Raw genomic sequence first — 25,646 nt, 5'->3', positions numbered from 1 at the left:
TAAAACTGTGGGAGGGGGCTTGCTCCCGATGGCGGTGGGTCAGTTAACAAACTTGCTGAATGACACACCGCTATCGGGAGCAAGCCCCCTCCCACACTGTGTTCACAACGCAGAATTACAGAGGGACTTTTGTATGCGTATCGTCGTTGCACTGGGCGGTAACGCCCTGCTCCGCCGTGGCGAACCCATGACAGCGGACAATCAACGCGCCAATATCCGAATCGCCACCGAACAGATCGCCAAGATCCACCCCGGCAACGAGCTGGTGATCGCCCACGGCAATGGCCCGCAGGTTGGCCTGCTGTCGTTGCAGGCGGCGGCCTACACCCAGGTTTCACCGTACCCGCTGGACGTGTTGGGTGCCGAGACCGAAGGCATGATCGGCTACATCATCGAACAGGAACTGGGCAACCTGCTGGACTTCGAAGTGCCGTTCGCCACCCTGCTCACCCAGGTGGAAGTCGACGCCAAGGACCCGGCCTTCCAGAACCCGAGCAAACCCATCGGCCCGGTGTACTCCAAGGCCGAAGCCGAAAAACTGGCGGCCGAAAAAGGCTGGGCCATTGCTCCGGACGGCGACAAGTATCGTCGTGTGGTCGCCAGCCCACGCCCCAAACGTATCTTCGAAATCCGCCCGATCAAGTGGCTGCTGGAAAAAAGCAGCATCGTGATCTGCGCCGGCGGCGGCGGTATCCCGACGATGTACGGCGAAGACGGCAAGCTGCGCGGCATTGAGGCAGTGATCGACAAAGACCTGTGTTCCTCGCTGCTGGCCTCGCAACTGGACGCCGATTTGCTGGTGATCGCCACCGACGTCAACGCTGCCTTTATCGATTACGGCAAGCCGACCCAGAAAGCGATCGTCCAGGCCCATCCGGACGACATCGAAAAACTCGGCTTCGCCGCCGGCTCCATGGGCCCCAAGGTCCAGGCGGCCTGCGAGTTCGCCCGCCGAACTGGCAAAACCGCAGTCATCGGTTCACTCTCGGACATCGAAGCCATTGTCCAGGGCCACGCCGGTACACGCATCAGCACGGCAAAACCTGGCATCACCTATCAGTGAAGTAGAGGAGAGACGCCTATGGCTACCTTTGAACCCGGTCACTTGCACGTTGAACGTCACGCACTCAACAAGGATGACTACAGCTACAACCTGTGCATCGACTATGAAGTCAGCCAGGATCCAAAGGAAGGCAAAGGAATGCTGTTCAAGCTGCACGGTTCGGTGCAGGGCAAGGAACTCAAGGAAGAGTTCTACCTGCCCAAGGACCAGGCTTTCGACTTTGCGCGCCATGCGATGAACATTGCGCAAAAGTACGGGATGCCGAAGATCGCCGTACTCAATGGCTCGATGCACAAGCAATACGACTTGATGTTCGAGGATGTACGGCATCAGTTGGATGTGAAGTCCGGCGATCCGGTCAAACCAGAGCACCTGGCCTGACCGCCACGACCAAGCTCTTGTAGTGAGCGGGCTTGCCCCGCTCACTACAAGAGCGCCCTCCCACAGTTTGAACTCGATCGTCTGCAAGGCATACTGGCCACCTTCCGCATCACAGAACCCAACACCACCCCATGCGTATCCACGTCAGCTTCATCGACCGCGTCGGCATTACCCAGGAAGTCCTGGCCCTGCTCGGTGGGCGCAATCTCAACCTGGATGCGGTGGAAATGGTACCGCCCAACGTCTACATCGACGCACCGACCCTCAGCGCCGAGGTGCTGGAAGAGCTGCGCGATGCGCTGTTCAGCGTGCAGGGGGTGCAAGCGGTGACGGTGGTGGACATCCTCCCGGGCCAGCGTCGCCACCTGCAGCTCGACGCCCTGCTGGCCGCCATGACCGACCCGGTATTGGCCCTGGACAGTGCCGGCAAGATCCTGCTGGCCAACCCGGCACTGATCGCCTTGTATGGTCGCGAACCCGCCGGGGAAAGCATCAGCGAGCTGTTCAACGACCCGGCACTGCTGGAGACCTTGCTGGAACAGGGCTTTCGTTTGCCCTTGCGCGAGATCAGCGTCAACGGCCAGACCCTGCTGCTGGACGCTACGCCGATCACCGACGCCGGCGCCCTGCTGACCCTCTACCCACCCAACCGCATCGGTGAACAGCTGTCGGCCTTGCACCACGACCATGCCGAAGGTTTTGATGCGCTGCTGGGCGAGTCTGCGGTGATCCGCACCCTCAAGGCGCGCGCGCAGCGGGTGGCCGCCCTGGATGCACCGCTGTTGATCCAGGGCGAAACCGGCACCGGCAAAGAGTTGGTGGCGCGGGCCTGCCATGCGAGCAGTGCGCGACACAGTGCGCCGTTTTTGGCCCTGAACTGCGCGGCATTGCCGGAGAACCTCGCCGAGAGTGAGTTGTTCGGCTACGCCCCGGGCGCCTTCACCGGTGCCCAGCGCGGCGGCAAGCCGGGGCTGATGGAACTGGCCAACCAGGGCACGGTGTTCCTGGATGAGATCGGCGAGATGTCGCCGTATTTGCAGGCCAAGTTGCTGCGGTTTCTCAACGATGGCAGTTTCCGTCGTGTGGGCGGCGACCGTGAAGTGCGGGTCAACGTGCGCATCCTCAGCGCCACCCACCGTGACCTGGAGAAGATGGTCAGCGAAGGCACCTTTCGCGAAGACCTGTTTTATCGACTCAATGTGCTCAACGTCGAAGTGCCGCCATTGCGCGAACGCGGCCAGGACATCCTGCTGCTCGCCCGCTATTTCATGCAGCAGGCTTGCGCGCAGATCCAGCGCCCGGTGTGCCGCCTGGCGCCCGGCACCTACCCGGCGCTGCTCGGCAACCGCTGGCCGGGCAATGTGCGCCAACTGCAAAACGTGATCTTCCGCGCCGCCGCCATCTGCGAAAGCAGCCTGGTGGACATCGGCGACCTGGACATCGCCGGCACGTCGGTAGCACGCCAGAGCGACGGCGAAGTCGACAGCCTGGAACAGGCCGTGGAAGACTTCGAGCGCAACCTGCTGGAGACGCTCTACACCAGCTACCCCTCGACCCGCCAACTGGCGAGCCGCCTGCAAACCTCCCACACGGCCATCGCCCATCGCCTGCGTAAATACGGCATCCCCAACAAACCCTGACTGAACAGCGATCCAATTGTGGGAGGGGGCTTGCTCCCGATGGCGGCAAATCAGACACCTCATGTGTTGGCTGATACACCGCTATCGGGAGCAAGCCCCCTCCCACAGGTGAGCGCACTGCAAATTAGGTCCAGGAACGACATCGGCTGTACTGAAAGCGCTACAGCGTAACGATATCGCTACAACCCTGTTTTTTGCGCGCCATGCAAGGCTTTGATCCGCATAGGCTTTTTTTCGCAGGTCGCGCTGTAGCGAAATCGCTACAGCCAAAACGCATAACCCTATAACCAGTTTTCTTAACAGACTGATTTATAACGGTTTTATAAGATTGGCCGCAATATTGCTAAGCAACTCCCCATTATTCCAATCCCGTCCACCAGACGAATCTGGCCCTGAGGAGTTTCCATGAGCGAGTTGCGTTTCACTGAAGATCACGAATGGCTGCGCGCCGAAGCTGACGGCAGCGTCACCGTGGGTATCACCGCTTTTGCGCAGAATGCGCTGGGTGACGTGGTTTTCGTGCAACTGCCGGAGTTGCAGAGCTACGACAAGGGTGCCGAAGCGTCCACCGTGGAATCGGTAAAAGCCGCCAGCGGTGTGTACATGCCGCTGACCGGCGAAGTGCTGGCAGTGAACGAAGCCTTGAGCGACAGCCCGGAACTGGTCAACGAAGACCCGATGGGCGAAGGCTGGTTCTTCCGCTTCAAACCGGCTGATGCCGGTGCACTGGCTAAGCTGTTGGATCAGGATGCGTACGACCGCCTGATCAAAGCCAACGCTGACGCTTGAGGAGCCCGCCATGACGATCAATCTCAGCACCGCCAACGAATTCATTGCCCGCCACATCGGCCCGCGCCAGGCGGATGAGCAGCAAATGCTCGCCAGCTTGGGTTTCGATTCCCTGGAAGCCCTGAGCGCCAGCGTAATCCCGGAAAGCATCAAGGGCACCAGCGTGCTCGGCCTGGAAGATGGCCTGAGCGAGGCCGAGGCCCTGGCCAAGATCAAGGCCATCGCCGGCAAGAACCAGCTGTTCAAGACCTACATCGGCCAGGGTTACTACAACTGCCACACCCCCTCGCCGATCCTGCGCAACCTTCTGGAAAACCCGGCCTGGTACACCGCCTACACCCCCTACCAGCCGGAAATTTCCCAAGGCCGCCTGGAAGCACTGCTGAACTTCCAGACCTTGATCAGCGACCTCACCGGCCTGCCGATCGCCAACGCTTCCCTGCTCGACGAAGCCACCGCTGCCGCCGAAGCCATGACCTTCTGCAAGCGCCTGAGCAAGAACAAGGGCAGCAATGCCTTCTTTGCCTCGGTGCACAGCCATCCACAAACCCTCGACGTCCTGCGTACGCGTGCCGAGCCGCTGGGCATTGACGTGGTGGTGGGCGATGAGCGCGAACTGACCGACGTCAGCCCGTTCTTCGGCGCCCTGCTGCAATACCCGGCCAGTAACGGTGACGTGTTCGACTACCGTGAGCTGACCGAGCGTTTCCACGCCGCCAACGCCCTGGTGGCCGTGGCGGCTGACCTGCTGGCCCTGACGCTGCTGACCCCACCGGGTGAGTTCGGCGCAGACGTGGCGATCGGCAGCGCACAGCGCTTCGGCGTCCCCCTGGGCTTTGGTGGCCCGCACGCGGCGTACTTCTCCACCAAGGATGCGTTCAAGCGCGATATGCCGGGGCGTCTGGTCGGCGTGTCCGTGGACCGTTTCGGCAAGCCGGCCCTGCGCCTGGCCATGCAAACCCGCGAGCAACACATCCGCCGCGAAAAGGCCACCAGCAACATCTGCACCGCCCAAGTGCTGCTGGCCAACATCGCCAGCATGTACGCCGTGTACCACGGTCCAAAAGGCCTGACCCAGATCGCGCAGCGCGTTCACCAGTTGACCGCGATCCTGGCCAAGGGCCTGACCGCCCTGGGCCAACAGGTCGAACAAGCGAATTTCTTCGACACCCTGACCCTCAACACCGGCGCCAACACCGCAGCCCTGCACGACAAGGCCCGCGCCCAGCGCATCAACCTGCGTGTGGTGGATGCCGAGCGTCTGGGAGTCTCGGTGGATGAAACCACCACCCAGGCCGATATCGAAACCCTGTGGGCGATCTTCGCCGACGGCAAAGCCTTGCCGGACTTCAACGCCAGCGTTGAAAGCAGCCTGCCGGCCGCCCTGCTGCGCCAGTCGCCGATCCTCAGCCACCCGGTGTTCAACCGCTATCACTCGGAAACCGAGCTGATGCGCTACCTGCGCAAGCTGGCCGACAAGGACCTGGCACTGGATCGCACCATGATCCCGCTGGGCTCGTGCACCATGAAGCTCAATGCCGCCAGCGAAATGATCCCGGTGACCTGGGCCGAATTCGGTGCCTTGCACCCCTTCGCCCCGGCCGAACAAAGCGCCGGCTACCAGCAACTGACGTCCGAGCTGGAAGCCATGCTCTGCGCAGCCACCGGCTACGACGCGATTTCGCTGCAACCGAACGCCGGTTCCCAGGGTGAATACGCTGGCCTGCTGGCCATCCGTGCCTATCACCAAAGCCGTGGCGAAGAGCGCCGCGACATCTGCCTGATCCCCTCGTCGGCCCACGGCACCAACCCCGCGACCGCCAACATGGCCGGCATGCGCGTGGTCGTCACCGCGTGCGACGCGCGTGGCAACGTGGATATCGAAGACCTGCGGGCCAAGGCCATCGAGCATCGCGACCACCTCGCCGCGCTGATGATCACCTACCCGTCTACCCACGGCGTGTTCGAAGAAGGCATCCGCGAGATCTGCGGCATCATTCATGACAACGGCGGCCAGGTGTACATCGACGGCGCCAACATGAATGCCATGGTCGGGCTGTGCGCGCCGGGCAAGTTCGGCGGCGACGTGTCCCACCTGAACCTGCATAAAACCTTCTGCATCCCCCATGGCGGTGGCGGCCCGGGCGTTGGCCCAATTGGCGTGAAATCCCACCTGACGCCATTCCTGCCGGGCCATGCGGCCATGGAACGCAAGGAAGGTGCGGTGTGCGCGGCGCCGTTCGGCAGCGCGAGCATTTTGCCGATCACCTGGATGTACATCAGCATGATGGGCGGCGCGGGCCTCAAGCGCGCTTCGCAGTTGGCGATCCTCAACGCCAACTACATTTCCCGTCGCCTGGAAGAGCACTACCCAGTGCTGTACACCGGCAGCAACGGCCTGGTCGCGCACGAATGCATCCTGGATCTGCGCCCGCTGAAAGACAGCAGCGGCATCAGCGTGGACGACGTGGCCAAGCGCCTGATCGACTTCGGCTTCCACGCGCCGACCATGTCGTTCCCGGTCGCCGGGACCTTGATGATCGAGCCGACCGAAAGTGAATCCAAGGAAGAACTGGATCGCTTCTGCAACGCGATGATCGCCATCCGTGAAGAAATCCGCGCGGTGGAAAACGGTACCCTCGACAAGGACGACAACCCGCTCAAGAACGCGCCGCACACCGCGGCGGAACTGGTGGGTGAATGGTCGCATCCGTACAGCCGTGAACAAGCGGTGTACCCGGTGGCGTCGTTGATCGAAGGCAAGTACTGGCCACCGGTGGGTCGTGTGGACAACGTGTTTGGCGACCGTAACCTGGTGTGTGCGTGCCCTTCGATCGAGAGCTACGCATAACCGAAAGGTCAACTCGGTCCCCTGTGGGAGGGGGCTTGCTCCCGATAGCGGTGGGTCAGCTACAGATAAGCTGGCTGAACCACTGCAATCGGGAGCAAGCCCCCTCCCACACTGACCCAGCCAAATAATAAGAAACCGGAGAACAACCATGTCCCTCAGCGTGTTCGACCTGTTCAAGATTGGCATCGGCCCCTCCAGTTCCCACACCGTCGGCCCGATGCGCGCCGCCGCTCGTTTTGTCGAGGGGCTCAAGCGTGACAACCTGCTGAGTGCCACCGCCTGCGTCAAGGTGGAACTCTATGGCTCCCTCGGCGCCACCGGCAAAGGCCACGGCAGCGACAAGGCCGTGCTGCTGGGCCTGGAAGGCGAACACCCGGATACCGTGAATACCGACACCGTGGCTGCCCGCCTGGCCCACATGCGCCAAGATGGCCGCCTGAATCTGCTCGGTGAACACAGCATTGTGTTCAACGAGAAAGAACACTTGGCGATGATTCGCAAACCCCTCGCCTACCACCCCAACGGCATGATCTTTCGCGCCTTCGACGCCGCCGGCATCCAGATCCGCAGCCGCGAGTACTACTCGGTCGGTGGTGGTTTCGTGGTGGATGAAGACGCGGCCGGCGCCGACCGGATTGTCGAAGACGCCACGGCCCTGACCTTCCCGTTCAAGAACGCCAAGGAGTTGCTGGGCCATTGCACCACCTATGGGTTGTCCATCAGCCAGGTGATGTTGACCAACGAAAGTGCCTGGCGGCCCGAAGTGCAAACCCGCCTCGGCCTGCTGAAGATCTGGCAAGTGATGCAGGACTGCGTGGACGCCGGTTGTCGCAACGAAGGGATTTTGCCCGGTGGCTTGAAGGTCAAGCGCCGTGCGGCCGCCCTGCACCGGCAGTTGTGCAAGAACCCGGAGTCCTCGCTGCGCGACCCACTGTCGGTGCTCGACTGGGTCAACCTCTACGCCTTGGCGGTCAACGAAGAAAACGCCAACGGCGGGCGCGTGGTCACGGCGCCCACCAATGGTGCAGCCGGGATCGTGCCGGCGGTGCTGCATTACTACATGCGCTTTATTCCGGGCGCGAATGAAGATGGCGTGGTGCGCTTTCTGCTCACCGCCGCCGCCATCGGCATTTTGTACAAGGAAAACGCCTCGATCTCAGGCGCCGAAGTTGGTTGCCAGGGCGAGGTCGGCGTGGCCTGTTCCATGGCGGCCGGTGCGTTGTGCGAGGTATTGGGCGGCACGGTATCCCAGGTAGAAAACGCCGCCGAGATCGGGATGGAGCACAACCTCGGCCTGACCTGCGACCCGATCGGCGGGCTGGTGCAGGTGCCCTGTATCGAGCGCAACGCGATGGGCTCGGTCAAGGCGATCAATGCCGTGCGCATGGCCTTGCGTGGCGATGGGCAGCACTTTGTGTCCCTCGACAAGGTGATCCGCACCATGCGCCAGACCGGCGCCGACATGAAAAGCAAATACAAGGAAACCGCCCGTGGCGGTTTAGCCGTCAACATTATCGAGTGCTGACGCCCCACGGCGCGCCGGCACGTTTTTCAGGAGCTGAATATGTCCACCGAAACCCTGTTGAAAACCCCACTGCATGCGCTGCACATCGAACTCGGCGCACGCATGGTGCCCTTCGCCGGCTACGACATGCCGGTACAGTACCCGTTGGGCGTGATGAAGGAGCACCTGCACACCCGTGAACAGGCCGGGTTGTTCGACGTGTCCCACATGGGCCAGATCCGCCTCACCGGCGCCAATGCCGCCAAAGCCCTGGAAACCCTGGTACCGGTCGACATCATCGACCTGCCGGTCGGCATGCAACGCTACGCGATGTTCACCAATGAGCAAGGCGGCATCCTCGACGACCTGATGGTGGCCAACCTGGGTAACGACGAACTGTTCCTGGTGGTCAACGCCGCCTGCAAGGACCAGGACCTGGCGCACCTGCGCAAGCATATCGGCGAGCAGTGCAGCATCGAGCCGCTGTTCGAAGAACGCGCCCTGCTGGCCCTGCAAGGCCCGGCGGCAGTGAAGGTGTTGGCGCGCCTGGCGCCGCAGGTCACCCAGATGACTTTCATGCAGTTCGCCAGCCTGCGCCTGCTGGGCGTGGACTGCTATGTCAGTCGCTCCGGCTACACCGGTGAAGACGGCTTCGAAATCTCGGTGCCGGCCGCCAACGCTGAAAGCCTGGCCCGCAGCCTGCTGGCCGAAACCGAAGTACAGCCCATCGGCCTGGGTGCCCGCGACTCGCTGCGCCTGGAAGCCGGCCTGTGCCTGTATGGCCATGACATGAACACTGACACCACGCCGATCGAAGCGAGCCTGTTGTGGGCGATCTCCAAGGCTCGTCGGGCCGACGGCGCACGTGCCGGTGGGTTCCCCGGCGCAGATCGCATCTTCACCCAGCAGCAAACCGGCGTGAGCCGCAAGCGCGTTGGCCTGCTGCCCCAGGAGCGCACACCGGTGCGTGAAGGTGCGGAAATCGTCGACGCCCACGGCACCGTGATCGGCAGCGTGTGCAGCGGTGGCTTTGGTCCAAGTTTGGGCGGCCCACTGGCCATGGGTTACCTGGACAGCACACACACCGCACTGGACACCGAAGTCTCTGCGTTGGTGCGTGGGAAAAAGGTGCCACTTCGTGTAAGTAAAATGCCATTTGTGCCACAACGTTACTATCGTGGCTGAGTGACTGTTCCTATAAGTAACGCGATTGCGTTAACGTGCACTAAACTGTAACGCAACCGCCATAAAACAGTGCATTGACGATAGTCAATGCACTAGAAGTAAACCTATAACAAGTGATCCTTTCTATCGAATAAGCCAACCGGGCACTGTTGACCAAAGTGTCATGAAGCCAAGCAAAACCTGGGCTTTTGGCGGGGCTTGTATTTTCTGTCTTAGTTGGCGTAGAGTTTGGTTACTGTGTTTGCATGGGTCGCTTTGAACCTGGACCTGGGCAGTAGCCAAAGTTTGCTACAACCCGTTCGACGTCTCTTACTTTCCTGCAACTCAGCCCAGTACTCTTTCATGTGAAAGGGGCTGTCATTAATTTTTAGCGTCAAAGGAAAGAAGAAAATGTCAGATCGTCAGAGCGGCACCGTCAAGTGGTTTAACGACGAAAAAGGGTTTGGTTTTATCACTCCAGAAAGCGGTCCGGATCTGTTCGTGCATTTCCGCGCTATCCAGGGCAACGGCTTCAAGAGCCTGAAAGAAGGCCAGAAAGTCACCTTCAAAGCCGTGCAGGGCCAAAAAGGCATGCAGGCTGATGAAGTACAAGCAGAAGGCTGATCCTTCCTGCGACAAAAAGCCCCTGATGGTGACATCAGGGGCTTTTTTATGCGCGTTTGTTCGTAGAATGGCTTTTTTATCTTGAGAGCCCTGCCATGTCCAAACCCCTGCTGAGTCCCCAAGGCGAATTCCCCGCCGTTGGCCTGGGCCGTCGACTGGCAGCAATGTTCTATGACTTCCTGCTGTGCACCGCCTTGCTGATCGTTACGGCGTTTATCTACAAGCTGGTGTGGATCGCCTTTATCGGCGAAGCCAGGATGCGCACCCTCACCGAGTCCGGGGCACTGGACGGTGACCCGTTGCTGTCGACCCTTCTGTTCTTTGTGCTGTTTGGGTTCTTCGCCAAGTTCTGGACCCATTCGGGGCAAACCCTGGGCATGCAGGTATGGGGCGTGCGCGTACAGAACGCCGACGGCTCACGCATCAGCCTGTGGCAGGCGCTGCTGCGCTTTGTGGTCGCGATTGCGTCGTGGTTGTGCGTGGGGCTGGGGTTTGTCTGGTCGCTGTTCGACAAGCGTAAACGCAGCTGGCATGACATCTATTCGGATACGCAGTTGGTGCGAATCCCGAAGCAAAAGAAATAATCCCAGGGACACCTATCAACTGTGGGAGGGGCAAGTCCCCTCCCACAGTTTGACCTGACTCAAGTCAGGCGTTACCGGCCAGTTTGAGACGCGCCGCCTGGGTGAACTCCAGCATGCGCTTGAGCGGCCGCACGGCCTGCGGGATCACCGAAGGCTCGACGAAGATCTCATTGCGGCCCTCACGCAGGCATTGCAGCGTGCGTTCCAGCGTGTTCATCGCCATCCAGGGGCAGTGTGCGCAACTACGGCACGCGGCACCGTTGCCGGCGGTAGGCGCTTCGACAAAGACCTTGTCCGGGCACAGCTGCTGCATCTTGTAGAAGATGCCGCGGTCGGTGGCGACGATAAAGGTCTTGTTCGGCAAACGCTGGGCAGCGGCAATCAGTTGGCTGGTCGACCCCACGGCGTCGGCCAGTTCGATCACCGACGTCGGCGACTCCGGGTGCACCAGGATGGCGGCATCCGGGTACAACGCCTTCATGTCCTCCAATTGCTTGGACTTGAACTCTTCGTGGACGATGCAGGCACCGTCCCACAGCAGCATGTCGGCCCCGGTCTGGCGCTGGATGTAGGTGCCCAGGTGCTTGTCCGGCCCCCAGATGATCGTCTCGCCGTTGTCCATCAGGCTCTCGACGATTTCCAGCGCGCAACTTGAAGTCACGACCCAGTCCGCCCGGGCCTTGACCGCCGCCGAGGTGTTGGCATACACCACCACGGTGCGTTCGGGATGCTGATCGCAGAACGCCGAAAACTCATCCACCGGGCAGCCCAGGTCCAGGGAGCACGTGGCTTCCAGGGTCGGCATGAGAATGCGCTTTTCAGGGGTGAGGATTTTCGCGGTCTCACCCATGAAACGCACACCGGCGACCAGTACGGTCTTGGCCGGGTGAGCGGCGCCGAAGCGGGCCATTTCCAGGGAATCGGAAACGCAGCCACCGGTTTCTTCGGCCAGGGCCTGAATCACCGGGTCACAATAGAAGTGGGCAACCAGTACCGCGTCTTGAGCTTTAAGCTCAGCGGCGATGGCGGTTCGCAGGCTCGCCTCTTCATCGGCGCTAAGGGCCTTGGGCTGCTTGGCGTCGAGGTGGGCTTGAACCAGTAGGCGTTCGGAAATTTGCGTCATGTTCGCAAGACCTGCAGGCGCAGTTGCGCGAAAGTCGAGTGTACCACCGGCTCTGGAGCCCTTCGGGCACCGCCGGACGAAGTGATTGTATTCATCAAGCACGGGTGAAGCTGCGCAAGGCTACAGAATATCCAATGGATTCAAAAGCCTAATCTGGCTTTCTAAAGGCGCGCCTGTCGGGCAATAACGGCGGGTCCGTCCTGCAGCAGAATCGAGTCTTGCAGACTGGCCGGGATTTCCTGGGATTTTTTGCCGGCCCGGGCCGCATGCTCAAGCAGCGCCAGGTAATCGCGCCTGGATGAACCTCCGAAATTGACAGCGCGGGGCGGCAACATTGACGCAAAAGAGCCATGTCCAAACTGGCTGATTGCCGTAGCCCCTGCTCAGAAGCGGCAAGCAGTGGGTCAGCACACTGCCGATAAACGCGGCGATTAAGATGATTCAACGCAACAATCAAAACCACCCCGCAAGCTACTTCCCGCCAGACTCTCCCGAGAACAAAGACCAAAAAGGCATAAACCCAGCCTGAGCGCACCAAAACTGTGCGATTTTTTACTAAATAACGCGGCATTCCTCACGTTTTTTGCAATAAATCCTACAACCCATGTAACAATTCGTTTAATGATGGCTCAAGTATGGCAAGTCCCCCGGCTTCACGATTTGGCTCAGGGGCATCGTTTGTGTGATTACGTTAAGGAAGTCGAGTGCCGAGTCAGCCCTCAACCGAACGCCTGTGGGGTATCCAGAAACTGGGCATCGCCCTGCTCTGCCTGTGCGCGCTACCGGCAGGTGCCGCCGATGGGCCGCAGCCCGATCTGGAAGCCCTGCGTTTGCAGCAACAACAACAGCGCGATCTGCAGCAATTACAACTGGAGCAGCGCCAGCGCCAACTGCAACGCGGCAGTTTCGCTCCCGCCGTGGCCACGCCGGCCTTGCCTGCGACCGCCAAAGATGAGCGTTGCTGGCCCCTGAGCGGCACGCGCCTGGCTGGTGTCACCTTGTTCAGCAAGGCGCAGTTGAACAAACGCATCGAACCCTACGTGGCCCCCTGCATGGGCGTCGCCCAGATCAACCGCCTGTTGGCCGAGATTACCCGCCTGTATGTCGACGCCGGCTACATCGCCAGTCGTCCGTACCTGGTCAGTAAGCCGACCGCCGGCCAGCCGCTGGCTATTCACGTCGAAGAAGGCTACCTCGAAGCCATCGAGCTGGCTGACCAGAGCCTGCCGGTGTCGCTGGGCGGAGCGTTCCCCGGCATGCTGGGCAAGCCGCTGAACCTGCGCGACCTGGAACAGGGCCTGGACCAACTCAACCGCCTGCGCTCGGTCGACCTCACCGCCGACATCGCACCAGGCGGCGCGCCCGGCGCCTCGCGCATCCTCCTGCGCCCACGCAGCAGCGCCTCGCGCTGGGCGCTGGGGCTTGGGCTGGATAACCTCGGCAGCGCCGGCACCGGGCGCGATCGCAACGCCGTCAACCTGAACCTGGACAGCCCACTGGAGCTCAACGACTCGCTCAACCTGAGCTTCAGCGACACCCTCAACCATGGCCCGCGCTACAGCCGCAGTCACAGTCTGTTTTATTCGATCCCCTACGGGTACTGGACCTACAGCCTGTTCGCCAGCCATGTCGAATACCGCTCGCCCTATACCGTCGGCCGCACGACGCTCTACAACGGCGGGCGCACCGATCAGGTCAGTCTGCGCAGCGACCGGGTGTTGTGGCGCGACCAAGGCCATCAACTCAGCGCCAACCTGCAATTGGCCTACAAGGACGTCGACAGCTACCTGCAAAAAGCCCACCTGGAGATTCAGAGCCCCACGCTGACCGTAGCCCAGGCCGGGGTGAACCTGTTCTGGCTCAACAGTGCCGTGTGGAACCTCGACGTCAATTACGCCCAGGGCCTGACCTGGTTCGGCGCTGATCGTGACGCTGACTCAACACAGAAGAATCTGCCCAAGGCGCAATTTCACAAGTACCGCGCCAACCTGACTCAATGGCGCAACGGCCAATGGGTCGGGCAACCGTGGCAGTGGCAGAGCCAGTTGTCCGCGCAATACAGCCCCGACGCGTTGCCCGCTATTGAACAACTGCTGGGCACCGACGATTCGGCGGTACGTGGCTATCGCGAAAACAGTGCGTCCGGCGCCATCGGCGCGCTGTGGCGCAACACCCTGAGCCTGCCGCTCAACAACAATCTTCCAGTGAAGATCACCCCACGACTTGGCCTCGACAACGGCTGGGTCAAGCGTGAACACGGTGCCCCGGGACAACGCCTGAGCGGTGCCAGTGCCGGGCTCAACCTGAGCTGGAAGAACGTACAGCTCGACTTCGATTACCAACGCAGCCTCAACACACCCGCAGGTTTCGGCCAGGAGCCCGAAGTCTGGCTGACACGCCTCAGCCTGCAGATTTAACCCGGATCAGCCTGAAACAACCGCTGCACCTGACCACCACAGTGACGTTGCAACGAACAACGCACGTTGCGGATCAGCCAACACAGAGCGAAATCTTATATGCCCAATGACACCCCCACGTTTCACCTCTCTCCCCAGGGCAAACTGCGCTGGGCCATCGCCAGCCTGTTCCTGCTGCCCCAACTGGTACTGGCCGGTGGCGTGATCGTCGCCGAAGGGCCCGGCGGTACGCCGCAGCTGCAAAACCAGGGCGGCGTGCCGATCGTCAACATCGTCGCGCCGAATGCCGGCGGCCTGTCGCATAACCAGTTCCTGGACTACAACGTCGACCGCCAGGGCCTGGTGTTGAACAATGCCTTGCAGGCCGGCCAATCCCAGCTCGCCGGGCAGTTGGCGGCCAACCCGCAGTTCCAGGGCCAGGCGGCCAGTGTGATCCTCAATGAAGTGATCAGCCGCAACGCCTCGAACCTCAACGGCGCCCAGGAGATTTTCGGCCACGCCGCCGATTACGTGCTTGCCAACCCGAACGGTATTTCCGTGAATGGCGGCAGTTTCATCAACACCCCGAATGCCAATCTGGTGGTGGGCCACCCAGAACTCAACGACGGCAAACTGCAAGCCTTGAGCACCCGCGACGCCCACGGCCAACTGACGGTGCACGGCCAGGGCCTGCAAAACCGCGAAGGCTCGATCAACCTGATCGCGCCGCGCATTGACAGCGACGGTCGCCTCAGCGCCCGTGACCAATTGAACCTGACGGTCGGCCGCAACCAGGTCGACTTCGCCAGTGGGCAAGTCCGCCAGGTGGACCCGGCCGGCAAGGCCCAGGACCAGCGTATCGACGCCAGCCTGTTCGGTGCGATGCAAGCCGGGCGCATCAACATCATCAGCACCGCCGAAGGCGCGGGCGTGCGGGTGGGTGCGGTGCAAGTGCAAGGCCGCGACGGGGTGAAGATCAGCTCGGCCGGCGACCTCGATATCAGCGGGCAGGTCCACGCCAACAGCCTCGACGCTACCCGTGCCGGCGTGCAGAGTCATCAGGGCGATGTGGACGTGCAGGCGACCCGGGACTTGAGCCTGGCCGCCGCCGATGTCGGCGGGCGTAATGTCAAACTCGATGCCGGACGCAACCTGACCCTCAGCAGCCTGGAAAGCCGCAAGCTCCAGCAAAAGCGTGAGCAGTGGAACAACAGCAACTTCCTGTTCACCTACGAAACCTACGACCGCACCACCACCGACAACGACTCGCGCCAGCACGGCAATAACGTCGTCGCCCAGCAGGATGCTGCACTGTCGTCCGGCGCCACCACCCAGATCAACGCCAGCCATGTGAACGCGGGGGCGGACTTGCGCGTCAACAGCGGCGCCGACCTGCAGGTGAATGCCGCCACCGAAACCCATGAAACCACCGATCAAGGCAAGCATCGCAAGCACCTGTGGACAGCCAACTGGGACAAGTCCACCCGCGAACAACGCAGCGTCACCAGCAACCTCAAGGCCGGCAATGCGCTGGAACTGAACAGCCAACAGACCCTGCAATTGCAAGGCGCCGAGCTGAAAACCCCTGGCGACATTCAATTGGCCGCCCGCCACGTGGCTATCACCAGCGCCGCCCGCACTCAGAGCAGCAGCGACAATGCGTACTCCGGCGACCTGGTCGGCGGCAGCTTCTTCGGCCAGAACGGCGATGGCAACCAAGGCAAGACCTTGAACACCGCGAGCCAGGTGAATGCCGACGGCAAGTTGATCGTCAAGGCGGACGACGTCCGCATCAGTGGCAGCCAGGCGCGGGGCGGCAAACAGGCCAGTGTCATCAGTGACAAGGGCTCGCTGGTGATCGACGGCGTACAGAACACCTCCCACGACAATCGCTACAGCAACGACAGCAAGTTCTTCGGTATCTCCAAAGATGAAAGCCGCAAGAACCTCAAGGACAGCACGGTCGTCGCCAGCCACCTGCGCTCGGACAGCAACCTGAAGCTGCAAAGCGCCAAGGACATCGAAGTCAGCGGCTCAAAAGTCTCGGCCGCCGCTGAACTGCAGGCCGATGCCAAGGGTGATATCAAGATCGCGTCGGCTGAAAATACCGCCCACGACACTACCGAAACGCACACGCGCGGTTTTGCTGCTTACGCCAAGGAAACGGCCCCTGGCACCCGCCAGTACCGGGCGGGCGTGAACTATGCAGACCAGCAGCAAACCCGCAAGACCGACACCACCCGGCAGCAGGCGTCCAGCCTCAGCGGCGACAGCCTGGTCGTGACGGCCGGGGGCGATGTGAGCATCAAGGGTTCCGACCTCAAGGCCACCGGTGGCGATGCGACCTTGAGCGGTAAAAATGTCGAACTGTTGGCGACCGACGACACCGTCCACAGCGACACGGACAAGACCACCCTCGGCGGTGGCGTCTACTACACCGGCGGCCTGGACAGAGCCGGTAACGGCGCACAGTTCAGCCATCAAAGCAGCCATGACACCCGCAGCACGACCACGGCGCAAACCAGCAGCCTGGCGGCGACGGGCAAACTGACCGTCAACGCCGGCAACACCCTCACCAGCCAGGGCGCACAGGTCAAGGCCGGTTCCGAGTTGCAGGTCAACGCGAATCAGGTCGATAACCAGGCGGCGCACAACAGCCAGACCAGTACCCACAAGGAGAATGGCTGGACGGCCGACATCGGCGCCAATCTCGAATACCGAGGCCTCACCCGGCCAATCGAAAAAGCCGTCGAAGGGGTAGCCCAGGCCAAATTCCATCAGCCTGGCCTGCTGGATGCGCTCGAACAACCCAACGTCGGGCTGGATGTGGAAGTCGGCCATACCCACAAGACCGGCACACAGCAGGACAGCACAGCGGTGGTCAGCCAGTTCAGTGGCGGTGCGGTGCAGGTCAACGTCGCGGGTAAATTGCAGGATGAAGGTACTCAATACCAGGCCACCCAGGGCGCGCTGAAGATCCAGGCTGACGAGCATGTCGCCACGGCGGCGACCAATACCCACAGCAATAGCGAGCAGGGTGTAGACGCCAAGGTTGGCGTACGGGTCTATACCACCACCGGTGAAGACCTGAACGTGCGTGGCAGCGGCAGTGGCGGCAGCAGCGATGTGCGCGAATCGCGCAGCACAGCGGTGGTTGGCAGCTACGTCGCCACTCAAGGCGTGAACATCGAGGCCAAGGGCGACGCGCGGTATACAGGCAGTCAATTCGATGGCGGCCAGGCGGGCGTCAACCTCAAGACGGGCGGTGAGTTGGCGCTGAATCAGGCCAACGACAGCCAAAGTACCGCCAGCAACAGCCTGCGCGGCAGTGGTTCGCTGACGGTCGGCACGGCGCCAGGCACCAGCGGTACCAACGTCAACCTCGGTGCCGGCGTGCAATTGGACCACAAACAGCTGGACACGCAAGACAGCCAGGCCCGGGTTGCGACGATTCAGGGCAGCGGTCCGATCCAACTCAGCAGCGGCGGCGACATGACCCTGCAAGGCACCCGGATCGGTAGCAGCACCGATAAAACCGGCGACATCAGCCTCAGTGCCGGCGGCAAGCTGGACCTGCAAGCTGCCACCCACTCCCATCTGAGCCATGGCAGCAACCTGGGCGGCGGCCTGACCGTCGGCGCCGGCAAGACCAGCAGCGCCGAAAGCAGCAGCACGACCGGCAGCCTGAGCGCCAATTTCAACCTGGGCAAGGTGGCGGAAAATGATAGCGGCGTGAGCGTCGGGCAGTTGCACAGCAACGGCAATATCGCCCTGCACAGTGGCGCCGACGCAACCAATGCCATCCACTTGCAAGGCACTCAGGTGACGGCGGCCAGCATCAATCTCACTGCGCAAAACGGCGGCATCCTGCAAGAGTCGGCGCAATCCACGCAGGCCCACAACAGTTGGGGCGTGACCCTGGGCGCGGGCGGCAGTGGCGGAACAACCACCTTGGCCGATGCCGGTGAGCACGACACCCCCAAGACCCAGCACGGCATCAATGCGCGGGCCAAGGTCGACGTAGATCACCTGCAAGGCACTACGCAACACAACAGCCTGGTCAAGGCGGCTAACGTGGTCATCGACAGTGCCGGTGATACCCGCCTGGCAGGGGCACGTATCGAAGCCGATCAGGTGAGTGGCAACGTGGGCGGCGACCTCATCGTCGAGAGCCGCAAGGACCAGGTCAACAGCACCCAGGTCAATGTCGACGCCAAGCTCGATGTCGAGAAGAACCAGCCCGGCGTGGTCAACAAGCTGGCCAAGGCCACCGGCCCGCTCAAGGACAAGGTGCAGGCCAAGGCGGAAGGTGCGTTCGACAAGCACCGGGAGAAGCTCGAAAACGCAGTCGACAAAGGCGTCGACCACCTGGCGTCGGCCAAGGACAGCGTGGTCAACGCCAAGGAACGCTTGGCTGAAAAACTCACGCGCAGCGGCAGTTACGACGTCAACCCTGAGCCCCGCGGAGCCTTCGGCACTCGCGTGGACCAAGCCAAGGCCTATCTCGCCGACAAGAAGGATGCGTTGGGGACTCGCCTGTCCAGCTTCAAAGACAAGGTTTGGCCAAAAACCAGTGACAGCTACACCGTCAGCGGCAAGAACACCACCGGCAGCTCGGTGGCTGATACCACGCAAAACGTGCTGTTCGGTGACAAGAGCGGCAACACCAACTACACCCCAACGCTGAATCTGGACGTCAGCCATGTGGTCAAGGACAGCGTCGCTCAGGCATCGGGCATTCTCGGTACCCACGGCGTCAGCTTGCAGGTGAATGGCGATACTCGCCTCACAGGCAGCCGGATCAGCGCGCAGAACGGCATGGTCGATCTGGGGTGGTCCACGGTCACGGCGACAACCTTGGCAGGTAGCGACTATCGCGCCGATCTCGGGCTGAATCTGTCGAAGTCACCGGTCAACCTGCTGTTGGGTGCCAAGGACGAACTGACGCAGAAACTGGACGACGCCACGCGCAAGGATCAGGCATTCAATCTGGGGCCGCTGCGGGTCGGCGGGCACAGTGATAGCCAGGCGTTGCAGGCCGGGATCGATCAGGGCATCAACTAAGTAGCACTGCTTCGGTGGAAATGGGCAAGCCTGGCTCCACCGAAGCAAACATTTCTAAATGTTTCTTCATAAAGCCAATGGGTCATTAAACAGACATATATCAGGAATTAAATCGTCACGTCTTAGACAGGTGGACCCTTCCACTTACCCCTTCCCACGAGGTGTTGTCGTGATGTTGCCGACTAAAAAAAGTCTGTCTGTTTTGTTGACCGCCCTGTGCCTGAGCGGCGTGGCCCACGCCACTGACGTGACCGGTGCCGGCTCCAGCTTCGTCTACCCGGTGCTGTCCAAGTGGTCCCAGGACTACAGCAAAACCTCCAGCAACCGTATCAACTATCAATCGATTGGCTCCGGTGGCGGCATTGCCCAGATCAAGGCAGCGACCGTCGACTTCGGTGCTTCCGACGCCCCGCTGTCGGCCGAAGATCTCAAAACCGCCGGCCTGGGCCAGTTCCCCAGCGTGATCGGCGGTATTGTCCCGGTCATGAACGTCGAAGGCCTGACGGCAGGTCAGCTTAAGCTCGACGGCGATACCCTGGCGAAAATTTTCCTCGGTGATATCAAGGCCTGGAACGACCCGGCCATCGCAGCGCTTAACCCCGGCGTGAAACTGCCAAGCGCAAACATCACCGTCGTGCACCGTTCCGACGGCTCCGGCACGTCGTACAACTTCACCAACTACCTGGCCAAAGTCAGCGACAGCTGGAAAACCAAAGTGGGTTTCGGCACCACCGTACCCTGGCCGGTCGGCGTTGGCGGCAAGGGCAACGAAGGCGTTTCGGCCTACGTGAAGCAGATCAAGAACTCGATCGGCTTTGTGGAATACGCCTACGCCCTGCAGAACAAGATGGCCTACGCCTCGCTGAAGAATGCTTCAGGCAAGTTCGTCGAACCTGACGCCAAGGCGTTCCAGGCCGCAGCCGATACCGCCGACTGGGCCGGCGCCAAGGACTTCAACCTGATCATGACCAACGCGCCGGGCGAAGGCGCGTGGCCGATCACGGCCACCACCTGGATCATCATGTACAAGCAGCCCAAGAATGCCGAACAAAGCCAGGCAGCCTTCAACTTCTTCAAATGGTCCCTGGAAAAAGGCCAGCAACAGGCCGCAGCGCTGGATTACGTAGCACTGCCGTCCTCCCTGGTGACGCGAATCGAAGATTACTGGAAGTCTGACTTCACTCACTGATTCGCCCTGCAACCCCTTCCTCCTTCACTTGCGGTGATCGAGGAAGGCGGTGAGTACATCTGATATGAACGACACGGTCCAACCCCTGGTTATGCCTACTCACGCGAGCGACACACGGGGCGACAGCCGCGCCGCCCGCGATCAACGCCACGACCTTTGGTTCAAGCGCTCGATGTTTGGCGCAGCCATGCTGGTGTTGGTGTTGCTGGGCGCCATTGCAGCCTCCACGCTCTGGGGCGGAGGCTTGGCGTTCAAGACCTTCGGTTTCGATTTCCTTACCAGCACCGAGTGGGATGCCGTCAATAACCACTTTGGTGCCGTGGTGCCGATTTACGGCACGCTGGTCACCTCGTTCCTGGCTTTGCTGATCGCTGTTCCGGTGAGTTTCGGCATTGCGATTTTTCTCACAGAGGTCGCGCCGCCCTGGCTGAAGATGCCGGTGGCATCGGCCATCGAATTACTGGCGGGTATTCCTTCGATCATCTATGGCATGTGGGGCCTGTTCGTGTTCGGGCCCTTTATGGCCGAACATCTCTCGCCGCTGATCAACGACTACCTAGGTGCCCTGCCCTTTGTCGGATCGCTGTTCCAGGGCCCGCCACTGGGGATCGGCATGCTGACCGCCGGCATCGTGCTGGCGGTGATGATCATGCCGTTTATCACGTCGGTGATGCATGAAGTGTTTCGCAGCGTGCCCACGCAATTGAAAGAATCGGCCTACGCCTTGGGCAGCACCACTTGGGAAGTGGTGTGGGACATCGTCCTGCCCTATACGCGCTCGGCAGTGGTCGGCGGCATCTTCCTCGGCCTGGGCCGCGCCCTTGGCGAGACCATGGCCGTCACCTTCGTACTGGGCAACGCGCAACAGTTTTCCGCCTCACTGTTGATGCCCAGCAGTTCGATTGCGTCGGTGATCGCCAATGAATTCAGCGAGGCCTACACCGACCTGCACCGTTCCGCGCTGATCGCCCTGGGCTTCCTGCTGTTTATCGTGACCTTCGTCGTGCTGGCGGCGGCGCGCTTGCTGCTGATGCGCCTGTCACGCAAGGAGGGCCTATGAAGAGCAACGAACGCCTGTATCGCAGACGTGCGCTGAAAAACGGCGTGGCCATGTTCCTCAGCTGCGGCGCGACAGCCTTCGGTTTGCTGTGGCTGGCGTGGATTCTGCTGACCACCGTCATCAATGGCTTCCAGGCCCTCAACCTGCGCCTGTTTACCCAGATGACGCCACCACCCGGTACCGAAGGTGGCTTGGCCAACGCGTTTTACGGCAGTGCGCTGATGTCCGGGATTGCCTTGCTGATCGGCACGCCCATCGGGTTGATGGCCGGCATCTGGCTGGCGGAATTCGCACGGCATTCGCGCCTGGGCACCACGGTGCGCTTTATCAACGACATCCTGCTGTCAGCCCCGTCGATCGTGCTGGGGTTGTTTGTCTATACCGCCGTTATTCTGCCGCTGAACCAACTGAGCCATCACCAGCTGGGGTTTTCCGCGATCGCCGGTGCCTTGGCCCTGGCGCTGCTGGTGATTCCAGTGGTGGTACGCACCACCGATGAAATGCTTCAGTTGCAACCCTCGACCCTGCGCGAAGCGGCCCTGGCGCTCGGTGTGCCGCAGTGGAAGTTGACACTGCAGATCGTGCTGCGAGCGGCCAAGGCCGGTGTCGTCACCGGCATCCTGCTCGCCCTGGCCCGGATCACCGGGGAAACCGCGCCCCTGCTTTTCACCGCCTTCGGCAACCAGTTCTGGAGCAGCAACCTGCTCAAGCCGATCGCCAGCGTCCCGGTGGTTATCTTCCAGTACGCCATGAGCCCATTCGACGACTGGCACTCACTCGCCTGGGCCGGCGCCCTGGTCCTGACGCTGTTCGTGCTGGTACTCAGCCTGATATCTCGCCTGATTCTTTTACGCAATAGGTCCCACTGATGGACACCACCCGTATCGAACCCGAAAAAACCAAAATCCAAGTCCGTGGGCTGGAGTTTTTCTACAACCAGCAACGCTCCCTGAAATCCATCGACATGGATATCCCGGAAAAACGCATCACCGCCATTATCGGTCCTTCGGGCTGCGGCAAATCCACGCTGTTGCGCGTGTTCAACCGCATCTACTCGATGTACCCCAAGCAGGAGGCCCGTGGCGAAGTGTTGCTCAATAACGAGAACATCCTCGCCCCCGGCTACTCGATGAACCGCCTGCGCAGTCACGTCGGCATGGTGTTCCAGAAACCCGTGCCCTTTCCGATGTCGATCTACGACAACATTGCCTACGCCGTACGCCACCACGAAAAGCTCTCACGGCGGGAAATGGACGAACGCGTCGAGCAGGCCCTGCGCGGCGGTGCCCTGTGGGATGAAGTGAAGGACAAACTCAACCAGAGCGCACAAAGCCTCTCCGGCGGCCAGCAACAGCGGTTGTGCATCGCCCGCACCATCGCGCTGCGCCCGCAGGTATTGCTGCTGGACGAGCCCACTTCGGCACTCGACCCGATCTCCACCGGGCGCATCGAGCAACTGATCACCGAACTGAAGACCCAATACACAGTGATCATCGTGACCCACAACATGCAGCAAGCGGCGCGGGTATCGGACAACACCGCGTTCATGTTCATGGGGGAACTGATTGAGTATGGCAATACCGATGAAATCTTCACCAAGCCCAGGATGAAGCAGACGGAGGACTATATTACCGGGCGGTTTGGCTGAAACCCTGCGCGCCGCCCATTGCAGGCGGCGCTTATTCACAAGGCAAAAAAAAACCCGGAAATCCTCACTTTCGTGGGCCTTCCGGATTTTCTAAACCGCCAAATATGGTGGGTCGTGTGGGATTCGAACCTACGACCAATTGGTTAAAAGCCAACTGCTCTACCAACTGAGCTAACGACCCGCTGTGTGGTGGCGCGTATAATACTGATTTTTAAGGACTATTCAACACTTTATTTAAAATAAATCAGAAATAATGCGTTGGGTGCGTAATTCCGGCCATTTTGACGCCTTCCGCACGCCGTCGGCAGGCGTTCTATTCCCACAAGCATGGCCGGCATCATCAGGCCGGTAGCAGGATGACCGCGCCCTTTTTGTTAAGCAGAGCGACCGACCCTGTCAGCGACCTGGTTCGTCGTTCCACAGGTATTTATGCAACTGCAACTGCAGGCGCACCGGCAGGTTATCGGCCACGACCCAGTCAGCCAGATCACGGGCGTTCAAGTCATGGTGGCTTGGCGAAAACAGCACCTCGCCCGCCCGTCGCTCCAGGCCGTATTGAATCAGCTTGGACGTCGCCCAGTCATAATCCTCACGGGAGCAGATCACGAACTTGACTTGATCGTTAGGCGTCAGCAGGTCCATGTTCGCGTACAGGTTGCGGTGCGCCTCCTTGGAGCCTGGGGTCTTGAGATCGACCACGCGGCTTACACGCGGGTCAACGGCCGAGATATCCAGGGCGCCACTGGTCTCCAGCGAGACCTCGTAACCGGCATCACATAGCTGCTTGAGCAAAGGGATAGCATTGGGTTGAGCCAGGGGTTCGCCACCCGTCACACAGACGTAGCGCGGCTTGAAACCCGCAACCTGCTCCAGGATGTCGTCCAGGGTGCGCACCGTGCCGCCACTGAAGGCGTAGGCGCTGTCGCAGTATTGGCAACGCAAAGGGCAGCCGGTCAACCGTACAAATACGGTGGGCAGGCCAGCGGTTCGCGTTTCACCCTGCAAAGAGTAAAAAACTTCGGTAATGCGTAATGTGTCTTGCATAGTCGCCACGGGCGTAACAGCTGAACAGGCTGTCCGCCTCCGTCAGGCACTTCAAGGGATCGCGACAACGCGTCAACCCCAGGAAGCGTGTTTCAATAAAAGGGCGTGGATTCTAACGAAAAAACCCGCGTCAGGCGCGGGTTTCTTCTAAACGGCTGCGTGGCTTACAAGCGTTGCAGATCCCGTTGAGCCAACTGTGCGGCGGAAGTGCCCGGATATTGGGCAACCACCTGCTGCAGAATGCCCTTGACCTTGTCGGCATGACCCAGGCGGCGTTCTACGTCAGCCAGCTTGTACAGCGAATCCGGCACCTTGGCATGCTTGGGGTACAGCTGGCTGACCTTGGCAAACGCCTGGCCCGCTGCTTGTAAATCACCCTTGGCCAGGTTGACCTCGCCCAGCCAGTATTGAGCATTGCCCGCGTATTGGCTGTTCGGATATTTGCGCAGGAATGCGGTAAAAGCCTGGCTGGCCTTATCGAAATCCTTGGCCTTGATCAGGTCGAAGGCTGCATCGTAATACAGCTTTTCCTTCGCCGGATCACCCGGTTCACTGCTGGCGGCAGGGGCTTGGCTGGCAGCCGCGGCCCCTGCTGCTGCACCACCGGCGGCAGCGCTTGGCGCGCCACCGGTAGAAGAATTATCAGGAGTAGCGGCTGGTGTAGCGCCGGCTCCAATGCGTCGATCAAGATCCTGGTAACGCTCCAGGCCTTCTTGCTTCAGCTGGTTCACTTGGTTTTGCAGTACTTCAATGGCGCCTTGTTGCTGCGCAATTTGATCCTGCATACGTTGCAGCTGGTTGAACAGTTCGCCCTGTGCCGAGGGGGCGGACGTAGCCGCTCCCCCAGCATAGGCGCCGTTCGTGCCATAACCTGCCGGCGGATAACTGCTCCCGCTATTGTTATAGCCAGAGTTGCTATCTTCCACAGGAACCGCAGCCCACACCGCAAGCGGCGCGAGGCTGAGAGCCAATACAGTCAGAGCACGACGGCACGTTCGCATGACGAATTACTTACGCAGTTCGACGCGACGGTTTTGAGCCCAGGACTGCTCGTCGTGGCCAGTAGCAACTGGACGCTCTTTACCGTAGGAAACCAGTTCCAGTTGGCCTGGAGCAACACCTTGCAGTACCAGGTAGCGCTGAACGGCTTTCGCACGACGCTCGCCCAGTGCCATGTTGTACTCACGAGTACCACGTTCGTCAGTGTTACCTTCCAGAACAACGCGAGCGCCGTTAGCTTTCAGGTCCTTGGCGTGAACGTCCAGAGCGCGCATGGCTTCTGGCTTCAGGTCAGAACTGTCGTATTCGAAGTAGAAAGTGGTGATAGCGCGCAGAGCAGCTTCTTCGCTCAGGGAGCCGTCAACTGCACCAGTGTTAGCGCCGTAACCAGCGTTTGGATCAACAGCTGCGCCTTCACCGGCATTGTCGCCGCCTTTAGACGAGCAACCAACGGCTACGGACAGAGCCAGAGCCAGAGCAGCAAACTTACCAAACTTCAGCATTTCCATCGTGAAACTCCTAA

The 25,646-nt window shown here is 60.9% G+C and carries 19 protein-coding genes and 1 tRNA gene; 15 read left to right on the top strand and 5 right to left on the bottom strand.

Annotated elements, in window-relative coordinates; all coding sequences use genetic code 11:
* The first annotated feature begins 133 nt into the window (after positions 1-133).
* The 9 genes from arcC to ACQRBV_RS13670 all read left to right on the top strand — a co-directional run bounded on the left by arcC (position 134) and on the right by ACQRBV_RS13670 (position 10,600).
* Positions 134-1,063, top strand: a complete 930-nt coding sequence (arcC, locus tag ACQRBV_RS13710; RefSeq protein WP_411984780.1) for a carbamate kinase — start codon at positions 134-136, stop codon at positions 1,061-1,063.
* 18 nt (positions 1,064-1,081) lie between these two features.
* The gene (locus tag ACQRBV_RS13705) at positions 1,082-1,444 is read left to right on the top strand and encodes a DUF5064 family protein (RefSeq protein WP_090368893.1); all 363 of its coding nucleotides are present in this window, start codon (positions 1,082-1,084) and stop codon (positions 1,442-1,444) included.
* Between the two features lie 131 nt (positions 1,445-1,575).
* On the top strand, positions 1,576-3,084 hold the full coding sequence (locus tag ACQRBV_RS13700; RefSeq protein ID WP_104994680.1) for a sigma-54-dependent transcriptional regulator: 1,509 nt from the start codon (positions 1,576-1,578) through the stop codon (positions 3,082-3,084).
* 405 nt (positions 3,085-3,489) lie between these two features.
* The gene (gene gcvH / locus ACQRBV_RS13695) at positions 3,490-3,873 is read left to right on the top strand and encodes a glycine cleavage system protein GcvH (protein WP_090368891.1); all 384 of its coding nucleotides are present in this window, start codon (positions 3,490-3,492) and stop codon (positions 3,871-3,873) included.
* Positions 3,874-3,883: 10 nt separating this feature from the next.
* On the top strand, positions 3,884-6,724 hold the full coding sequence (gene gcvP, locus ACQRBV_RS13690) for an aminomethyl-transferring glycine dehydrogenase (protein ID WP_161549374.1): 2,841 nt from the start codon (positions 3,884-3,886) through the stop codon (positions 6,722-6,724).
* A gap of 148 nt (positions 6,725-6,872) precedes the next feature.
* Positions 6,873-8,249 carry an L-serine ammonia-lyase gene (locus tag ACQRBV_RS13685; RefSeq protein ID WP_104994682.1) on the top strand — a complete coding sequence of 459 codons (1,377 nt, stop codon included), beginning with the start codon at positions 6,873-6,875 and terminating at the stop codon, positions 8,247-8,249.
* A gap of 39 nt (positions 8,250-8,288) precedes the next feature.
* Positions 8,289-9,413, top strand: a complete 1,125-nt coding sequence (gene gcvT, locus ACQRBV_RS13680; RefSeq protein WP_060754174.1) for a glycine cleavage system aminomethyltransferase GcvT — start codon at positions 8,289-8,291, stop codon at positions 9,411-9,413.
* Between the two features lie 390 nt (positions 9,414-9,803).
* Positions 9,804-10,016, top strand: coding sequence for a cold-shock protein (locus ACQRBV_RS13675; RefSeq protein WP_034109143.1), 213 nt, complete (start codon positions 9,804-9,806; stop codon positions 10,014-10,016).
* Between the two features lie 95 nt (positions 10,017-10,111).
* Positions 10,112-10,600 carry an RDD family protein gene (locus ACQRBV_RS13670; protein WP_104994683.1) on the top strand — a complete coding sequence of 163 codons (489 nt, stop codon included), beginning with the start codon at positions 10,112-10,114 and terminating at the stop codon, positions 10,598-10,600.
* A 64-nt stretch (positions 10,601-10,664) separates the two neighbouring features.
* On the opposite strand, the gene nadA is transcribed toward ACQRBV_RS13670, so the two are convergent.
* Positions 10,665-11,723 carry a quinolinate synthase NadA gene (gene nadA / locus ACQRBV_RS13665; protein WP_411984781.1) on the bottom strand — a complete coding sequence of 353 codons (1,059 nt, stop codon included), beginning with the start codon at positions 11,721-11,723 and terminating at the stop codon, positions 10,665-10,667.
* Between the two features lie 704 nt (positions 11,724-12,427).
* On the opposite strand from nadA, the gene ACQRBV_RS13660 reads away from it, so the two are divergent.
* The 6 genes from ACQRBV_RS13660 (at position 12,428) to pstB (ending at position 23,080) form a co-directional block, all read left to right on the top strand.
* Positions 12,428-14,140 (top strand): ShlB/FhaC/HecB family hemolysin secretion/activation protein, encoded by a 1,713-nt coding sequence (locus tag ACQRBV_RS13660; RefSeq protein ID WP_411984782.1) that lies wholly within the window; start codon positions 12,428-12,430, stop codon positions 14,138-14,140.
* 99 nt (positions 14,141-14,239) lie between these two features.
* Positions 14,240-19,183, top strand: coding sequence for a hemagglutinin repeat-containing protein (locus ACQRBV_RS13655; protein ID WP_411984783.1), 4,944 nt, complete (start codon positions 14,240-14,242; stop codon positions 19,181-19,183).
* A gap of 172 nt (positions 19,184-19,355) precedes the next feature.
* Positions 19,356-20,372 carry a phosphate ABC transporter substrate-binding protein PstS gene (gene pstS / locus ACQRBV_RS13650; RefSeq protein WP_081086997.1) on the top strand — a complete coding sequence of 339 codons (1,017 nt, stop codon included), beginning with the start codon at positions 19,356-19,358 and terminating at the stop codon, positions 20,370-20,372.
* A gap of 64 nt (positions 20,373-20,436) precedes the next feature.
* Positions 20,437-21,432 (top strand): phosphate ABC transporter permease subunit PstC, encoded by a 996-nt coding sequence (pstC, locus tag ACQRBV_RS13645; RefSeq protein WP_104994687.1) that lies wholly within the window; start codon positions 20,437-20,439, stop codon positions 21,430-21,432.
* Positions 21,429-22,301: a phosphate ABC transporter permease PstA gene (gene pstA / locus ACQRBV_RS13640; RefSeq protein ID WP_411984784.1), complete on the top strand. Its 873-nt coding sequence runs from the start codon at positions 21,429-21,431 to the stop codon at positions 22,299-22,301. Before pstC ends, pstA begins: the two co-directional genes overlap by 4 nt.
* Positions 22,301-23,080, top strand: coding sequence for a phosphate ABC transporter ATP-binding protein PstB (gene pstB, locus ACQRBV_RS13635; RefSeq protein ID WP_198760647.1), 780 nt, complete (start codon positions 22,301-22,303; stop codon positions 23,078-23,080). The genes pstA and pstB overlap by 1 nt, the downstream gene beginning before the upstream one ends.
* A gap of 105 nt (positions 23,081-23,185) precedes the next feature.
* Here pstB and ACQRBV_RS13630 read toward each other — a convergent pair.
* The 4 genes from ACQRBV_RS13630 to pal all read right to left on the bottom strand — a co-directional run bounded on the left by ACQRBV_RS13630 (position 23,186) and on the right by pal (position 25,632).
* Positions 23,186-23,261 (bottom strand) — tRNA-Lys (locus ACQRBV_RS13630).
* 215 nt (positions 23,262-23,476) lie between these two features.
* Positions 23,477-24,124, bottom strand: coding sequence for a 7-carboxy-7-deazaguanine synthase QueE (gene queE / locus ACQRBV_RS13625; protein ID WP_104994690.1), 648 nt, complete (start codon positions 24,122-24,124; stop codon positions 23,477-23,479).
* 164 nt (positions 24,125-24,288) lie between these two features.
* Entirely contained in the window at positions 24,289-25,125 is an 837-nt protein-coding gene (ybgF, locus tag ACQRBV_RS13620) for a tol-pal system protein YbgF (RefSeq protein ID WP_060754184.1), read from the bottom strand.
* Between the two features lie 6 nt (positions 25,126-25,131).
* Complete coding sequence (gene pal / locus ACQRBV_RS13615; RefSeq protein WP_003209827.1) at positions 25,132-25,632, bottom strand: peptidoglycan-associated lipoprotein Pal; 501 nt, start codon at positions 25,630-25,632, stop codon at positions 25,132-25,134.
* Positions 25,633-25,646 lie beyond the last annotated feature (14 nt).

It is taken from the genome of Pseudomonas sp. R11F (genome assembly GCF_050312575.1).
GTDB lineage: Bacteria > Pseudomonadota > Gammaproteobacteria > Pseudomonadales > Pseudomonadaceae > Aquipseudomonas > Aquipseudomonas palleroniana.
The sequence above is the reverse complement of the archived record's forward strand: the minus strand, read 5'-3'. Positions and strand labels throughout refer to the sequence as shown.

Bases quoted from the DNA above. Each gene is read 5' to 3' on its own strand.
- pstS (WP_081086997.1), top strand. From the start codon at position 19,356: ATGTTGCCGACTAAAAAAAGTCTGTCTGTTTTGTTGACCGCCCTGTGC.
- ACQRBV_RS13705 (WP_090368893.1), top strand. From the start codon at position 1,082: ATGGCTACCTTTGAACCCGGTCACTTGCACGTTGAACGTCACGCACTC.
- nadA (WP_411984781.1), bottom strand. From the start codon at position 11,723: ATGACGCAAATTTCCGAACGCCTACTGGTTCAAGCCCACCTCGACGCC.
- ACQRBV_RS13670 (WP_104994683.1), top strand. From the start codon at position 10,112: ATGTCCAAACCCCTGCTGAGTCCCCAAGGCGAATTCCCCGCCGTTGGC.
- ACQRBV_RS13700 (WP_104994680.1), top strand. From the start codon at position 1,576: ATGCGTATCCACGTCAGCTTCATCGACCGCGTCGGCATTACCCAGGAA.
- queE (WP_104994690.1), bottom strand. From the start codon at position 24,124: ATGCAAGACACATTACGCATTACCGAAGTTTTTTACTCTTTGCAGGGT.
- pstC (WP_104994687.1), top strand. From the start codon at position 20,437: ATGAACGACACGGTCCAACCCCTGGTTATGCCTACTCACGCGAGCGAC.
- arcC (WP_411984780.1), top strand. From the start codon at position 134: ATGCGTATCGTCGTTGCACTGGGCGGTAACGCCCTGCTCCGCCGTGGC.
- ACQRBV_RS13685 (WP_104994682.1), top strand. From the start codon at position 6,873: ATGTCCCTCAGCGTGTTCGACCTGTTCAAGATTGGCATCGGCCCCTCC.
- ACQRBV_RS13655 (WP_411984783.1), top strand. From the start codon at position 14,240: ATGCCCAATGACACCCCCACGTTTCACCTCTCTCCCCAGGGCAAACTG.
- pal (WP_003209827.1), bottom strand. From the start codon at position 25,632: ATGGAAATGCTGAAGTTTGGTAAGTTTGCTGCTCTGGCTCTGGCTCTG.
- pstB (WP_198760647.1), top strand. From the start codon at position 22,301: ATGGACACCACCCGTATCGAACCCGAAAAAACCAAAATCCAAGTCCGT.
- ybgF (WP_060754184.1), bottom strand. From the start codon at position 25,125: ATGCGAACGTGCCGTCGTGCTCTGACTGTATTGGCTCTCAGCCTCGCG.
- gcvP (WP_161549374.1), top strand. From the start codon at position 3,884: ATGACGATCAATCTCAGCACCGCCAACGAATTCATTGCCCGCCACATC.
- pstA (WP_411984784.1), top strand. From the start codon at position 21,429: ATGAAGAGCAACGAACGCCTGTATCGCAGACGTGCGCTGAAAAACGGC.
- gcvT (WP_060754174.1), top strand. From the start codon at position 8,289: ATGTCCACCGAAACCCTGTTGAAAACCCCACTGCATGCGCTGCACATC.
- gcvH (WP_090368891.1), top strand. From the start codon at position 3,490: ATGAGCGAGTTGCGTTTCACTGAAGATCACGAATGGCTGCGCGCCGAA.
- ACQRBV_RS13675 (WP_034109143.1), top strand. From the start codon at position 9,804: ATGTCAGATCGTCAGAGCGGCACCGTCAAGTGGTTTAACGACGAAAAA.